Below are 16,770 nucleotides of genomic sequence, written 5' to 3'. Positions count from 1 at the left end.
CGCAGAGCAACCCGCGCCCGCACGTACAGAACCTTTGAGAGAAGGAGCACCACGTGAAGACAGAGCACGACGGCGAACGACCGGGCATCAGCCGCAGAACCCTCCTGGCCCGAACCGGAGCGGCCGCGGCCGCCCTGGCGGCCGGACCCGTCCTCGGCGGGATCCAGCCCGCCATGGCCGCCTCCTGGAGGGTCCCCGGCGAGGACGAGTCGCACAAGCGGACCTGGATGGCCTGGCCGTCCAGCTACACGATCTGGGGCAACCTGCTGTCCAAGATCCAGGCCGACATCGCCAAGCTCGCCAAGGAGGTCGCCAAGTACGAGCCGGTCATCATGTGTGCGGACGGCTCGTCCGCCGCCTCGCAGGCCAGGACCCTGTGCGGATCCACGGTCACCGTGATCAGCTCGATTCCGGTCTCGGACTGCTGGATGCGGGACACCGGCCCGCTGTTCCGCGTCGACGGGGCGGGCGGCCTCGACGCCTTCGGCCTGAACTTCAACGCCTGGGGCGAGAACGCCACGACCTTCTACGGCCTCCCCGCCTCCGCCTACGACAAGGACCGCACGGTCGCGCCGAAGGTCGCCGCCTACAGCGGCGCCCCGTTCGCGAAGGCGTCCGTGGTCGGCGAGGGCGGCGGCGTGGAGTACGACGGCGACGGCACCCTGATGGCCACCGAGAGCTGCTGGCTGAACGCCAACCGCAACCCCGGCAGGCCGCGGAGCCAGGTCGAGGCGGAACTGCTGTCCCGGTTCGGCGCGTCGAAGATGATCTGGCTGCCCGGCGTCACCGGACAGGACGTCACCGACGGCCACATCGACGGGACCGCCCGCTACATCAGACCCGGCGTGGTCATGGTGCAGCTGGCCGGTGCCGTACGCCCTGACGTCTGGACCGCCAACGCCCGGGCCATCCGCGACACCCTGGTCGCCGCGACCGACGCCAGGGGCCGCCGGCTCCAGGTCCTCACCATCGAAGGACCCGACACCCTGCCCCGCGTCCAGGCGGGCAAGCGGGCCGACTTCCTCAGCTCCTACATGAACTGGACGGTGACCAACCAGGCGATCATCACCACCCAGTTCGGCGACACTGCCAAGGACGCGGCGGCCAAGTCGGCCATCGCCGCCGCCTACGGCCGCCCCGTCGTCCAGCTCAACCTCGACAACCTCTACGGCAACGGCGGCGGCGGCGCCCACTGCGTCACCATGCAGGAGCCCAACCGCTGAACCACGGGCCCGGGTCCCGCCCGCGGGGCCCGGGCCGTTCCGAGCGGCCGACGGCGGACCTCGATCGTACGCACAGGTCCTCGGCGACGTCGCCGTCCCGCACCGGATCGTCGACGCGGGGGTCGAGCGCGGTCCGAACGGATGAGGGACTCGCTCACGCAACGACGGACGACGGGTTCGCGCACGGGACGACGAACGGCGGACTCGCGCGCCGAAGCCGGTCGAACGCCGGTCGAACACCGGGCGGGCCGCCCGTGACGAACGCCTCGGCGCGGTCTCGCGGTGCGGCACGAGGCGTTCGCATGGCGGACGGCGCATGGCCGGATGTGGGCGGACCGCCCCACTTGACGGGCGCGGTCGCCGTCCGCCGCGTCTCCGTCCGGGCGCGGTCGCCGGACCCGGCCGTCCGGGGCGGCCACCGTCGCCCACCTCGGCCCGGGCTCCGGCGCGGCGGCCGGCGGACACGGGGCCGGCAGCGGGGCGACGGCTTCCGGGCCGGGCCGGACACGGCCCAACGCCCGGCTGAAGATTGACCGGTTCTGGCAGGTCTCGGACGGACATCCTCCGGTGGATTCTGTAGCTCCGCGCAACCCCGGCGATTCGTAGGAGGAACCGCATGCCCGTCATGTCCACCACCCGTACCGACGAGATCGTCACCGCCTGGCTCCAGGGCGCCGAGACGGCCTTCGGCGCCGACAACCCGGCCGGACCGCTCTACGTGGGCGGCGCGGCCGGAGAGGCCGCGCTGACCGACGCCACCGAGGCGCTGCTCACCGGGTGCAGCAGCTGTACCGGCTCGTGGCACAGCTACTGCTGCTGACGCACCCCGTACGGCACCGCACGTGACACCCGGGGAGCCCGCACGGGTTCCCCGGCCCGCGGAGCCGCCCCGGTCCGGCACGGCCGGACCCCGCACGATGCCGCCCGGACGCGTCCGGCCCGCGGCGACGCGCCACCACCTCAGGCCAGATCACGCGCACCAGTCGTCAGGAGAGGACTCAGCATGGTGGAACCGGTGGCAGCGGCCCGCCCGGCCGACGGAACGCCGCCCGAGGGCTGGTTCGCGGCACCGGTGGACGCCTTCGCGAGCCCGCTGTTCGCGGAGCTGGGAGAACGGATCCCGAAGGTCGCCGGGCTGGCCGCCGACGAGCGGGCGGTCCTGCGCGAGGCGACCCGCGAGGCCCTCGGCCACACCCTCCAGCTCCGGCTCAACCGCGTCCTCCTGCTGGAACTGAGGGCCGCCGCCCTGGCCGGCGAACTGCCCGGTGCGGACCCGGCCGCCCGCTGGAGCGCCTTCCTCCGGCACGCCTCCGCCCCCGAATTCGCCGAGACCCTGCACCGGCGGTACCCGGCGCTGCGCGAACGGGCCTTCGCCTCCGGGCGCCTCCTGATCGAGGGCGCGCTGGAACTGGGCACACGGCTCGCCGCGGACCGGGAGGCCGTCGCCCGCCTGCTCGGCGACGATCCGGGCCCCCTGCGCGCCCTGGAGCTCGCCCGCGGGGACACGCACCACGGGGGGCGGGCGGTGGCCCGGGTGCTCTTCGAGACGGGCAGCGTCATGTACAAGCCGCGGCCGGTGGAGGTGGACGCCGCGCTGCGCACCTTCCTCGCCGCCGTCCCCGGCGCCGAGGACCTCGGGGTGCCGAGGGTGGTGGTCCGGGACGGATACGGCTGGGCCGAGCACCTCGGCCACCGCTACTGCCGGGACGAGGCGGAACTCGCCCGCTTCTACCGCGCCCTGGGCGGATGGCTGGCGGTGATGCGACTCCTCGGCGGGACCGACCTGCACGCCGAGAACCTGGTGGCCCACGGCCCGGTGCCCGCCGTGGTCGACGCCGAGGCCCTGTTCACGCCCGATGTCGAGGTGCCGCCGAGCGGGCGCGGCGACGCCGTGGACCGGGCGGCCCGGACGATCCGCAACACCGTGCTGCGCACCGGCATCCTGCCGCTCCGCACCGACGGCTACGCCCTCGCCGGGGTGGACCTCTCGGCCGCGGGCGGTCTGCCCGGCCAGCAGCCGCGGATCCGGGTCCCGGTCATCGCGGACGGAGGGCTGGACACCGCCCGCATGGAGATCGGTGTGGTGGACCTGCCTCCTGCCCGCAACCACCCCAGCCCCGAGCCGGTGCTGATCCGCCACTGGGACCAGGTGCTGACCGGTTTCGACGGGCTCACCGGCGCGCTGGCGGAGCTCGACGCGACCGGTGAACTCGGCACGCTGATGAAGGTGTTCGACGGATGCCGGGTCCGCAGGATCCGACGCCCCACGCAGACGTACACGGACATCGGCAGGATGCTCTGGCACCCGGCCTCGCTGCACGACCCCGACACCGCCCTGGCGCGGGCCCGCGACATCCTCCACCGCAACGCCCTCGCCGCCCCGGGCGCACCCCGCGACCCCGCGGTGATCGACGGGGAGATCGCGGACCTGCTGATCGGCGACGTGCCCGTCTTCGGCGACCGGGTGGACGGACAGCGGCCGGCCGCCTTCCTGGCCGGGTGGCGGCAGGCGGACCTCACCCGTGAGCGTGACACCATCCGCAGCGCGCTGGTCGGTGCCTACCTGAACGAACGGCAGCTCCCCGACCGGGTGCGCACGCCCGCCCGGTCCCCGCGCGCCGAGGACCTGGACCGGCGCCGCCGGGCACTGGCGGCCGCGGCCGTGGAGACGATCTGCGCGGCGGCCGTGCGCGGCACCGACGCCACCGCGACCTGGATCAGCCCGGTGCTCACGGACTACGGCTGGGCGGTCCGCCCGCTCGGCGCGGACCTCTACACCGGCCAGGGCGGCGTCGCCCTCGCCCTCGCGGAGTACCTGCGGGAGCAGCGGGCGGGGCGGGCCGACCCGGTGGCGGGCGCCGAGTCCGTGCTGGCCGGCGCGCTGGAGGTGCTGGCCGCCACCGAGGACACCACCCCCACCCGCCAGCTCGGCGGATTCACCGGAATCGCCTCGCAGGTGTGGACCTGGGCGGCCCTGCACCGCGTCCTCGGGACGCCCGGACTGCTCGACCGCGCCCGCGCCAGGGCCGCGCTGCTGACCCCGGAGCTCATCGCCGAGGACCGGGCGCTCGACGTGCTCAGCGGTGCGGCCGGAGTGATCGTCCCCCTCCTCGGCCTCGCCGAACTCACCGGCCGGGCGAGGTGGGTGGACGTCGCGGCCGAAGCCGGACGGCGGCTGGAACGGACCGCGGTCGTCGACGACCGCGGAGCCCGATGGTCCACGGTGATGTTCCCGGAGGGCATCGGCGGATTCGCCCATGGCGCCACCGGCGCCGGCTGGGCGCTCACCAGGCTCGCCCTCTCCACGGCCGGGAGCACGGCCGACCGGCGCCGGTGGCACGAACTCGGCTCCCTGGCGCATGACTTCGAGGAGTCCCTGTACTCGCCCGGGGAACGCGCCTGGGCCGACGCGCGGGTCGGAGGGGAGATCGACCACCCCACGGCGTGGTGCCACGGCAGCACGGGCATAGGCCTGGCCGCCGTCGACCTCCACGAGCGGACCGGCGACCCGCGCCATCTGGACACCGCGCTCCGCTCGGGGCCGGCCGGCCTGCGCGAGGGCTTCGGCTGGAGCCACACCCTCTGCCACGGCGACCTCGGACTCTGGGAGGTCCTCCACCGCCTGCGCGGTCTGCAGGGGTACGAGGGGCCGTCCGCCGCGGAGGCCGACGCGGAGCTGCTCACCGGCATCGAGCAGCGCGGCCCGGTCGGCGGCCTCGCCAAGGAGGCGTTCGCACCGGGGCTGCTCCCGGGCCTGTCCGGGGTGGTCCACCACCTCCTGCGGATGCACCCGGACGCCCGGCTGAGCTCTCCGCTCCTCCTGGCCCTCCCCCCGGGCCCGGGGCCGACCGGAGCTTCGCGCGGGAGGCACCCGGCGGAAGGAGAGCACCCCGACCGGTCTCCGTCCCCACCCGACCCGCCTCTTCCTCCCGGACCGTGACCCGGGCGCTGGCGCGTCCTCCGCGTGTGAAGTTTGAGCGGGAGGCTCCGCCCGCCCACCATGGGGGCATGAGCCATGGATTCGAGACCCGTACCCTTGACATCGCCACGGGGACAGCGGAGACGGTCTACGACCTGACCCGGGAGTGCTCCTCTTTCCTGGCCGAGGTGGCACAGGGCAGAGACGGGCTCCTGAACGTCTTCGCGCCGCACGCGACCACGGGCGTGGCGTTGATCGAAACGGGTGCGGGCAGCGACAGTGACCTTCTGGCCGCCCTGCACCAGCTCCTCCCCGCGGACGAACGCTGGCAGCACCGCCACGGAAGCCCGGGACACGGCCGTGACCACGTGATGCCGGCCATCGTTCCGCCCCACGCGACGATCCCCGTGATCGGCGGCGAACTGGCACTGGGCACCTGGCAGTCGGTGTGCCTGGTGGACACCAATAAAGACAATGCCAACCGTCAAGTGCGGTTGAGTTTCCTGGGCTGATCGGGGCGATCAAGATCGTCCTGGGTGTGGCCGCCGATTCTCCCTACGCTCCGGCGAAACGGGAGAAAGATGCGCGGTACCACCATGAACGAAGCCGAGCGGCCGTACGACGGTTGCGGAAAGTGCCTGCTCGGCGTACGCCGACTGTCGCGGGTCAAGGCTGCCACGACCTCGCCGGAGCGACAGCGGGAGGACGTGCTGACGGCTGCCGCGGCCGTCGGCGGCCACATCATCGACTGGGCGGACGACTGGGAGGTCTCCGGCGCCACCGATCCGATCACCCGCCCGAAGCTCGGCCCGTGGCTCCGCGACGAGCGGGGCAAGTACGACGGACTCGTCGCCGCCGCCGTCGACCGGCTCGGCCGCAACGTGGTCGACTGCTTGAACACCGGCTACAAGATGCGCGACGAGGGCAAGCTCCTCGTCTCCTACGGACACGAGGGCGTCTGGAACCTCGACGACCCGAACGACGAGAACCGCTTCACGATGGAGGCGTGGGGCGCGCAGATGGAACTGCGCGCCATCCAGCGGCGCAACCGTGACGCCACCAAGAAGATACGCGCGGCTGGCCGGCCCAAGGGCAAGCCCTCCTACGGCTTCCGGTATGTCCGCACCGTGCCCAACGGCCGGTTCGAGCGTGTCGAGCTGCATCCTCACGCGGCCGAGGTCCTGCGAACCGTCGCCGGCCGTATCCGGGCCGATCCTGAGAACGTGTCGCCCAGCAGCGAGGCCGCTCGCCTCAACCGGCTGGGGGAGCCGGCGCCGGTCGACCACCTCGCCGTCATGTACGGCAAGGTGGCGACTGGCCGGCCCTGGTATCCCACAAGTTTGCGCAACATGCTGCTGTCCGAGGCGGCCATGGGCTACCTCGTCCACCAGGGCAAGCCCGTCATCGATCGGGCAGGGAAACCGGTGCGTCTGTGCGAGGGGCTGTGGAACCGCACCACGCACAACGCGCTGAAGGAGGCCCTCCGCGCTCGTGACACCCCGTTCCGGGGCCGCAAGTCCAACAGGCCGTACCTCCCTGACGGAAGTGGCCGTGTGCGGCCAGTGCCACAACCGTCTCTCCACCCAGACATCCGCCGATGCCCCGCCTCGTTACGCCTGCACTGTCCGGAACAAGGGCTGGAGGAACGCGCAGCACTGCCGTCCGGCTCCCAACATGCGCGTCGCCAACCTGGACGCCCTGGTCGAGGCGTGGTTCCTGGAGAAGTTCGGGCACGGCGCGATCATGGAGACGGTCTACGACTCCGGCAACGGCGTCGCCGACCGCATCGCCGACGTCGAGGCCGGCCGGCAGCGGCTGCGCAGCGACCGCGAGGCCGGCCTCTATGACGCTCCCGACGACGCTCAGTGGTACCGAGAACGGTACAGCGAGCTCTCCCGCGAGCTCCGGGAGCTGGAGAACGAACCGCAGCGACCGCCCGACATGGTCCAGCGCCCCACCGGAGAGACCGTGGCGGACCGGTGGACGAACGCTCCAGACGTGCAGGCCTGTAAGGAGATCCTGCTGGACTTCCGGGTCAGGGTGACGGTGTTCTCGGCATCTGTCCCAGTCGGAGTGGCCGGCCTGACCCTTGGTCCACACACTGATATCGGAGGCGGCGAGCGTCACCCATCACCCTCGGGCAGCTCGCCGGTGCACGTGGCACGCCCGAACTTGCCCATGGCGGTGGCGCGCTGGACGTGCTTGCCGCGGATCGCCAGTGCGCAGGATGCCTGTCCGCCCTTCCCGTCAAGCACGAGGGCGATCGTCGGGGCCTTGCCGAGGGGTACCTGAACCGATTTCGTCCACGGAAGGGTGACGGCCTTCTCGACCGTGGCCGTACCGGCCTCGTTCCGGGCGAGATACGAGATCTCGACGGTCCCCGTTCCCGTGACCTCGTACGTCACCTCGGCCGTCGGCGCGGCGCGCGGCTTCGGCTGCTCGTCGGTGTCGAGGATGCCGTAGCCGACGAGTCCGAAGCAGGCGAGCAGGGCGATGCCGCCGATCAGGAACCCCAGCCGGTCCGGCGAGCCCCCCGTGCTCTCGTTTCCTTTCTCCTCTAGCACCGCGCTTTCCGTAATTTCGTTGGACGACATGAGAGAGCCCGGCTTTCGCTTGGTCGGCAGATGAACCGGGTGGTTATACACCACACCGCCGGCCGAGCGCGAGTGAGCGGAAGAATCGGGCGAACCATACCCCCTCCGACTCGCCGATTGCCCTTTATGTCTTGGGGGTTGACCGGGCCTCGCGAGAGTGGTTAGAAAGCCCGCTGCAGCGCCCGTGACCTCATGGTTCGCATCTTCCATGTGATCACTCCACATTGCGCCAAGCTGGCCGGAAACCTCCGCGCCGGCTCGTTCGGCGTGCCCTTTTCGCGTGCCGCGATACGGGTGCGTCGATGCCGAAAGGTATTGAAGTGAAAGTTCCGTACAGGAGATATCTCTCCTGTCTAGTCGTGTCGGCGATAGCGGGCTCGCTATTGCCGCAGGTCGCCTATGCGGCTCCGCAATCACCGGCGAAGAACGATGACGACACGGGCGTCTTCGACACGATCGCGGGCTGGTTCTCGGACGAGGAGGGCGGGACGAAGCCCCCGGCCGGCGGGAACCTGGAGATACCCAGCCGGGAGAAGCTCCCGAAGGGCGAGAAGCTCCCGAAGGCCAAGCGGGTCAAGGAGCTGACCGGCCGACGCACGTCACAGGCACGCTTCTGGCAGCTGTCGGACGGCCGGGTCGAGGCCGAGCTGACGGCGGTGCCGACGTCGTACCGGTCCGGGAAGTCCTGGAAGCCGGTCGAGACCACGGTCCGCACCACCCAGGACAAGGGCTTCGACTTCGCCAACACGGCGAACACCGGCAAGAGCTGGTTCGGCTCCGACGCCGGCCGGTTCATGCGCTTCGAGGCCGAGAGCGGCGGGGCGGTCACGTTCGGCCTGTCCGGCGCCGGCGCGCTCAAGCCGGAGGCGAAGGGCGACCGGGTCCTCTACAAGGACGCCGTCGCCGGCGCGGACCTGTCGTACCGGGTCGGCAACGGTCAGGTGAAGGAGGACATCGTCCTGGCCGAACGCCCGGCCGGTCCGGTGTCGTTCACCTTCACCCTGGACACCGAGGGCGGCCTGACTCCCAAGACCCGCAAGGACGGCTCGATCGCCTTCTTCGGCGAGGCCCCGGGCACCCCGGTCATGGTGATCCCGGCTCCGTACATGACGGATGCCAAGAAGGATCCGCAGTCGGTTACCGGCGGTACGTACAGCACCGAGGTCGCCCAGAAGCTGGTCCGGGACGCCGACGGCAAGGGCTGGAAGCTGACCCTCACGCCCGATGCCACGTGGCTCGCGGCGAAGGAACGCCAGTACCCGGTCGTCATCGACCCGACGATCACGATCACGCCGATCGCCTCGGACTCCGAGGACACGATGGTCCTCTCGGACCAGCCCGGGGTGAACTTCAACAACACCTGGAAGCTGTCGGTCGGCAAGACCGACACCGGCATCTCCCGTTCGCTGATCAAGTTCCCCCTGGACGAGATCCCGGCGGGAGTGAAGGTCGACGCGGCCCGGCTGAGTCTGTACTACGACCAGTCACACACCACCAACGCCAACGCGGTCGCCCTCGAGGCGCACCGGGCCACCGGGGCCTGGAGCGAGGCGGGCGCGACGCCCGCGACCTGGTCCAACACCAGCGCGCTGGTGGGCGAACTGTCCGGCACCACCGTGCAGCTGGACGACGGCGACGCCGGTACGGCGGCGGTCGGCGAGTGGCCGAAGGGCACCACGACCGGCGGTGCGGCGACCAACGACGACTACGCCTCCAACAAGAACGCGCTCACGGGCGAGTCGTACGCCTGGCAGCCGAGGGTCCCGGAGACCGACACGTACCGGGTGGACGTGCACTACCCGGCCGCGGCGGACGCGGCCACGGCCGCCCCGTACACGGTCACCCACAACGGCGGCACCAAGAACTACACGGTCAACCAGACCGGCACCGGTGGCGTCTGGAAGACCCTGGACGCGGCGGAGCTGAGCTTCGCCAAGGGCAACACCGGAAAGATCGTCCTCGGTGACACCGGCTCCTCCACGACCCGGGCGCTGGCCGACTCGGTGCGGCTGGTGAACCCGGCCGAGATCACCAAGGCCGCCTGGGACTACAACAAGTGGCACGACTTCCCGGTCGCCGACACGGTCCAGAAGTGGGTCTCCGGCACGGCGGCCAACCACGGCTTCGTGCTCAAGGCCAAGGACGAATCGGGCACCGCGCCGACCGGCGGCCCGCGCTACGAGGCGGCCGACGGCAACGCCTACGGCGACGAGACCTCCACCTACCCGCGCCTGACGGTGACCTACGGGGCGGTCGGCACCTCGCTGAACTCACCGACCGTGGTCCACTCCACCGGCCCGGAACTCTCCTGGCCCGCGTACGCCAACGGCAGCGGTGACACCGGTCTGGACATCGTGGAGTACCAGCTGCACCGCTCCACGCAGCAGGTCTTCACCCCCTCCGCGGCGACGCTGATCGCGCCGATCCCGGCGGGCACGACCGCGTACACGGACACCACGGCGGTACCGACCCCCGACTCCTCCTCCAGCGAGATCGGGAAGTCGTACTACTACCAGCTCGCGGTCAAGACAAAGAACGGCCAGCTCCTCGGGTCGCCGACCCGCATCGTGGGCATCCCCAAGGCCGGCCGGACGATGAAGATCATCCAGGCGGGCCAGACCGACACCACGCTCTCCTCGCTGCAGCCGACCGTCAACCACGACGGTCTGGTATCCGGCAAGGCCCAGACCTGGCTCAGCGTCGGCAACAACTCCGGCACCTACGGCAAGACCCGCGCGGTCCTGAAGTTCCCCACCACATCCATCCCCACCACCGCCACGGTGCTGGAGAACAAGATGTACATGTGGGGCGCGGAGACCACCAGCACCACCAACGGCGCGATCTACGAACTCCACTCCCTGACCCGGGACTTCACCGAGACCCAGGCCACGTGGAACAACGCCGCCTCGACGACCCCGTGGACCACCGCCGGCGGTGACTTCTCCGCCACCGTCTCCGACACCGTCCCGCAGATCACCGACGAGGTCGGCCGCCACTGGTGGGACGCCACCGGACTCATGCAGTCCTGGGTGCGCACCCCCGCCAACAACAAGGGCGTCCTGGTCAAGCTGAAGGACGAGACCACCACCGGCCCGCAGGAACGCACCCTGTTCCTGTCGGCCGAGGCCTCCGACCCCCAGCTGCGGCCGTACATGCAGGTCATCTACGTCGACGCGACCACCGAGGACACCTACTACGCGCCGACCACCCCGGCCCGTATGACGCCGAACTCGCAGTACACGGTCGAGTTCACGGTCACCAACACCACGTCCACGGCGTGGGCGGCCGGCGAACGGGTGCTCTCGTACACCTGGAAGCTGCCCGACGGCACGGACGTCACCACGGGTGGCAACCAGCTGTCCACCGCGATCCCGGCCCTGCTGCCGGGCAAGTCGACGACGATCCAGGCACAGGTCAAGACCCCCATCAACTCCGATGAGGGCAACAAGCGCACCGAGTACGTGCTCGGCTGGGACATCAAGAAGGTCGCCGACGGCACCTGGCTGTCCGTCGGCACCGGCGGCATCCCCTCGCTGAAGCAGAACGTCGCGGTGGAGGACCCCACCTCCAACACGCTGGGCATGGAGAAGTTCTACTCCTACACCGGCAAGAACACCGGTGCCGGTTCGAACTTCATGAACAACCTGGCCTCCGGCAACGGCGTTTGGCAGTACAACGCGATCACCAACCCCGGCCGCGGACTGAGCACATTCGCCCGCTTCGCCTACAACAGCCAGGACACCTCGGACACGGTCGCCGGCCACGGCTGGTCGTTCCAGCTCTCGGGCCCCATCCGGCTCGGCGCGCCGCTGGACTTCCACCCCAACCCCAACCCGACCGAGATCCGCCTCCCCGACGGCGACGGCACCACGCACGTCTTCCGCAAGCAGGCCGACGGCACCTGGAAGGCCCCCGCGGGCGTCCACTACAAGGCCACCATGAAGGCCGGCCTGGACTGCAAGCCCACCAAGGACCCGATCCCCGAAGCCTGGACGCTCACCCGACCGGACGGCACGCGGTTCCTCTTCGGCTGCGACGGCTACCTGACGTCCACCGTCGACAAGAACGGCAACACGCAGACGTTCACCTACGAGGAGCGAAAGTCCAACAACAAGCCGACCAAGTTCCTCAGGTACATCACCGACCCGGCCGGCCGACAGACCCTCACCGTCGACTACTGGACCAAGGGCCAGTCCGGCTACCAGTACGTCAATGACTCCGGCGTACTCACCACCGACGCCGGTGCGCTGAACAACTCGAAGATCTACGACCACGTCCGCTCGGTGACCGACGTCTCCGGTCGGAAGATTGAGTTCCACTACACCGCCAAGGGCCTGCTCGGGCAGTTCACCGACGGCGTGGGCTCGACGCAGCCGAAGGTGTTCAAGTTCACCTACGACGCCACGCAGGGCAACAAGAACGTCAAGCTGGTCAAGGCCACCGACCCCCGCGGGAGCAGTACGCAGTTCGCGTACTACGCGCCGCAGGCCGGTGACGACCCGAAGTACCACTGGTGGACCAAGACGATCACCGACCGTCTCGGCTTCCTCACCGGCTTCGCGTACAAGGCGAACACGGCGAATCCCGCGTTCACCGACACCAAGGTCACCGACGCCGAGGCACACGCCACGGACTACGTGACGGACGACTTCGGCCGCCCGGTCCAGACGACCAACGCCAAGTCCCAGGTCGCCGAGATGTCGTGGGACGCCGACAACAACGTCACGTACGTGGAGGAGGCCAACGGGGCCAAGGCCGCGTACTGCTACGACCAGAAGACGGGCTACCCCCTCTGGTCGCGCGACGCGGAGAGCAACAAGGGCGGTGTCCCGCCGTCCTCGGACTGTGCCCCGGGCACGTACCCGGCGAACTCGCAGCAGTACAGCTACCAGACCCGCCTGGACGGCTTCTCCGCCGACCTGTTCACCAAGACCTCGCCCGAGGGCCGCACGTGGCAGTTCGGCTATGACTCGTTCGGCAACCTGAAGACGGTCACCGACCCCAAGGGCGTCGCGACCGCGACGGCGGGCGACTACACCACCACGTACGCATACGACGCGTACGGTCAGCTGACCAAGGCGATCGACGCCAACGGCAACCCGACGACCAACAGCGAGTTCGGTCCGACGGGCTACCCGGCCAAGATCACCGACGCGTTGGGCAAGATTTCGTCGTTCGTCTACGACGAGCGCGGTCAGGTCCTCGAGACCACCGACGCGCTGGGCACCAAGACCACGCAGACGTACGACACCTTCGGACGTCCGCTGACCAAGGTCGTGCCGAAGGACCAGGCCGCCGGAGACCTGATCACGTTGTCGGCGCCCGAGTACGACGCCAACGACAACGTCACCAAGGCGACCGCGCCGAACGGCGCCGTCTCGACCGCGGTCTTCGACGCGGCCGACCAGATCACCTCGGACACCGTGCCGAAGGACACGGCCACCTCCGCAGAGCGGAAGACGGTCTACACCTACGACCGGGTCGGCAATCTCCGGACGAGGACCGAGCCCAAGGGCGTGCTCACCACGGGCGATGCCACCGACCACGTAGTCACCAACACGTTCGACGAGATCTACCAGCTGACCGCCGTGGTGAACTCCGCGCAGCAGAAGATCTCGTACGAGTACGACAACGTCGGCAACGTCGTCCGGATCGTCGATCCGAAGCGGAACGCCACCGCGGACACGACCGACTACCTGTCCAAGACCGCCTACGACCTGAACCACCGGGTCACCACGGTCACGGACCCCGTCGGCAAGTCCGTCACGACGACCTACGACAAGGACTCCCTGGTCATCCAGACCAAGGACGCCGAGGGCAACATCACCTACGTCGACTACGACGAGCGAGGGCAGCGGAAGGAGGTCCGGACCCCCTACGAGGGGACCACGTTCCGCAAGACCCAGTACGAGTACGACCAGGTCGGCAACACCACCAAGGTCGTCTCCCCCCGTGGTGCGGCCACGGCCACCGCCGACGACTTCACCTCGCGCACCGAGTACGACGCGCTGAACCGTCCGGTCAAGCAGTACCAGCCGTACGACCCGGCGGACCCGCGCTACAACGACCCCAACGTCTACACGCAGACCGTGTACGACGCCGTGGGCCGCGTGACGAAGAGGTCGATGCCCCCGTCGGAGGGCCAGACGGTCCGCAACGACACGGTCATCGAGTACTTCGACAACGGCTGGACGCGGAAGTCCACCGATCCGTGGGACATCACGACCACGTACGACTACACCGAGCTCGGGCAGCAGAAGGCCCGCACGCTGACGTCGGCGGGCGGCTCCTCCGACCGCACGATGACCTGGTCGTACTACCCCGACGGCAAGCTCAAGTCCAAGGCGGACGACGGCGTGCCGGTGGGCAAGTCGGTGGTCCTGGTGGACAACTCCGACAGCCAGCACACCTCGGCCACGGGTACGTGGGCCGTGGGCGACATCGCCGGGCAGCAGGGCTACGACCACCGCACGCACGCGGCCGGTACGGGCACGGACGCCTTCACGTGGACGCTCAACGTTCCCAAGGACGGCACGTACACCGCGTACGTGAAGTACCCGAAGGTGACGGGTGCCGCGACCACGGCGAGGTACACGCTGTCGCAGGGTGCCACCACGCATCCCGCGGTGACCAAGGACCAGAACGCCGCCACCGGCACCTGGGTGCAGCTCGGCGCGTACACCCTCAAGCAGGGCAACGACGCCAAGCTGAAGCTCGACCAGAACAGCGGCGGCATCGTGGTCGCCGACGGTGTGAAGCTGGTGCGTGACACGTCCGGCGAGACCGACTCCGAGAAGAAGTCCTTCGCCTACGCCTACGACGTGAACGGCAACCTGACCTCGATCGACGACACCTCGTCGGGCGCCAGGGTCGACGCCTACACCATGGTCTACAGCGGCCTGAACCAGGTCACCAAGGTCACCGAAGCGCTCGCCGGGACGGAGAAGAAATCCACGTCGTACACGTACGACGCCAACGGCAAGCCGGAGACCATCACCCACCCCGACCAGTTCTCCAAGTACACCTACGACCTTCGGGATCTGGTCAGGACGGCATCGGTCGGCAAGTCGTCCACGGACGCCTCGCCGAAGGTGACCTCGTACACGTACACCGACCGTGGCCTGAAGCTCCAGGAGACCAAGAACAACAAGAACACGGTCGATTACACCTACTACCTCAACGGTGCCGTCAGGACGAGCGTCGAGAAGAAGCCGAACGGCACCCTCGTCTCCTCGCACACCTACGCCTACGACCCCAACGGGAACAAGGCGCAGGACGTCGCGAAGAAGATGAACGCCGACAGCAGCTCGGCCTATCTCGAGTCGACCACCGACTACACCTACGACCCCGCGAACCGGCTCGCCAAGTCGGTCAAGACCGGCAACGGTGCGGGCACCGAGACGTACGTCCACGACGACAACGCGAACGTCGTCAGCCAGACGGTCAAGGGCACGTCCACGACGTACACCTACGACCGCAACCGGCTGGTCTCCGCGACCGTCGGCGGTTCGGCGGCCACGTACAACTACGACCCGTTCGGCCGTCAGGAGTCCGTCACCGGCGGTGGCCAGGTCCTCGAACGCTCGGTGTACGACGGCTTCGACCATGTCGTCGAGTCCCAGAAGAGGGACGACGCGGGCTCGCTGAAGTCCACCACGTACACCTTCGACCCGCTCGACCGCACGGCGTCCAAGACGGCCGACGGCAAGACCACCGACTTCACCTACCTCGGTCTGTCGTCCGAGGTGCTCAGTGAAGAGGTCGTCGGCGAGCTGACGAAGTCGTACCAGTACAGTCCGTGGGGCGAGCGTCTTTCGCAGGTCAAGCACAACACCGACGGCACCAGCGAGGACGGCTACTACGGCTACAACTCGCACACCGACGTCGAGACGCTGACCGACAAGGACGGCAACTCCAAGGCCACCTACGGCTACACCGCCTACGGGTCGGACGACGAGTCCGAGTTCACCGGCATCGACAAGCCCGACGCCGGCGACCCGACCAAGGAGACCTACAACCCCTACCGCTACAACTCGAAGCGGTGGGACTCCCACGCCGGCACCTACGACATGGGCTTCCGGGACTACAACCCCGGTCTCAACCGGTTCACCAGCCGGGACATGTACAACGGTGCCCTCGCGGACATGGGGCTCGGTTCCGATCCGTACACCGGAAACCGCTACGCCTTCACCGGCGGAAACCCCACGAGCTTCGTCGAGCTGGACGGCCACATATTCGGCTGTGACTGGTGCGACGACGTCCTCGACACGATCGGGGACGTCGCCACCGGCGGTGTGAAGAAGGCGGGGGGTGGCTGGAAGACCGTCGTCGACACCTTCCTCACGGGAATCGGCTGGTACAACGAGACCGCCCCCAACGGGTACGAGTCCGAGTACACGGGCGACCGCAGCAAGGGACGGCTCGTCGAGCCCGACGGGCAGTGGGACTGGGTCGGGGGAGACACGCTCTTCCCGTTCGGGCAGGACTACTGCGAAGACGACGAAAGCGTGGTCTTCTATCAGGCTCTCGACAAGTACGACCGGGCGCAGGGAGCGCGGGCCTGCCTGAACGCCGGTGACTTCAGCTGGGAGAGCGGAGAGAACAAGACCGTCAAGGGAAATCCCCAGTCCATGATCCAGGGAACTCAGGTTCCGCGGCCCATGCGGAACTTCCCCGAGACCGTGACCCCTGGTTTCAAGCCCGGTGAGGACATGAACCGCGGTCACCTGCTGGGAAACCAGCTGGGTGGTAGCGGTACCGAGATGCGGAATCTCGTCAGCCTGTACGCCACGCCCAATCAGAGGGTGATGGCGGCGTACGAGAACCAGGTCGCCGCCATGGTGGCCAAGGGGCAGACGGTCTACTACGAGGTGACCGCCAACTACACGGGGAAGAACGCCGTCCCCGACAGCCTGACCATCAAGTGGCAGAACCTGGACACGGGAGAAATGCCAAGCGAGCCCATCACGATCTGGAACACACCGACGGGGCTCAAGCCGTAGGTCGGTAAGCTGGATCACCGGAGGTGCAGGCG

7 protein-coding genes are annotated in these 16,770 nt (G+C 69.3%); 6 read left to right on the top strand and 1 reads right to left on the bottom strand.

Annotated features, from left to right (window positions below; all coding sequences use genetic code 11):
• Positions 1-53: 53 nt before the first annotated feature.
• From ACFYUZ_RS17670 to ACFYUZ_RS17650, 5 genes are all read left to right on the top strand, one after another.
• Positions 54-1,223, top strand: coding sequence for an agmatine/peptidylarginine deiminase (locus tag ACFYUZ_RS17670; protein WP_389310104.1), 1,170 nt, complete (start codon positions 54-56; stop codon positions 1,221-1,223).
• A 616-nt stretch (positions 1,224-1,839) separates the two neighbouring features.
• Complete coding sequence (locus ACFYUZ_RS17665; protein ID WP_389310102.1) at positions 1,840-2,043, top strand: DUF6229 family protein; 204 nt, start codon at positions 1,840-1,842, stop codon at positions 2,041-2,043.
• A gap of 183 nt (positions 2,044-2,226) precedes the next feature.
• Positions 2,227-5,163, top strand: a complete 2,937-nt coding sequence (locus ACFYUZ_RS17660; RefSeq protein WP_389310100.1) for a type 2 lanthipeptide synthetase LanM family protein — start codon at positions 2,227-2,229, stop codon at positions 5,161-5,163.
• 68 nt (positions 5,164-5,231) lie between these two features.
• Positions 5,232-5,654 carry a YjbQ family protein gene (locus ACFYUZ_RS17655; protein WP_389310097.1) on the top strand — a complete coding sequence of 141 codons (423 nt, stop codon included), beginning with the start codon at positions 5,232-5,234 and terminating at the stop codon, positions 5,652-5,654.
• A gap of 84 nt (positions 5,655-5,738) precedes the next feature.
• On the top strand, positions 5,739-6,989 hold the full coding sequence (locus tag ACFYUZ_RS17650) for a recombinase family protein (protein ID WP_389310094.1): 1,251 nt from the start codon (positions 5,739-5,741) through the stop codon (positions 6,987-6,989).
• A gap of 276 nt (positions 6,990-7,265) precedes the next feature.
• On the opposite strand, the gene ACFYUZ_RS17645 is transcribed toward ACFYUZ_RS17650, so the two are convergent.
• Positions 7,266-7,706 (bottom strand): MmpS family transport accessory protein, encoded by a 441-nt coding sequence (locus ACFYUZ_RS17645; RefSeq protein ID WP_389310092.1) that lies wholly within the window; start codon positions 7,704-7,706, stop codon positions 7,266-7,268.
• A gap of 332 nt (positions 7,707-8,038) precedes the next feature.
• On the opposite strand from ACFYUZ_RS17645, the gene ACFYUZ_RS17640 reads away from it, so the two are divergent.
• Entirely contained in the window at positions 8,039-16,738 is an 8,700-nt protein-coding gene (locus ACFYUZ_RS17640) for a DNRLRE domain-containing protein (RefSeq protein WP_389310089.1), read from the top strand.
• The last annotated feature ends 32 nt before the right edge of the window (positions 16,739-16,770 follow it).

It is taken from the genome of Streptomyces sp. NPDC004266 (assembly GCF_042874095.1).
GTDB lineage: Bacteria > Actinomycetota > Actinomycetes > Streptomycetales > Streptomycetaceae > Streptomyces.
Note: the sequence above shows the minus strand (reverse complement) of the source record. Positions and strands in the feature narration are given on the sequence as shown.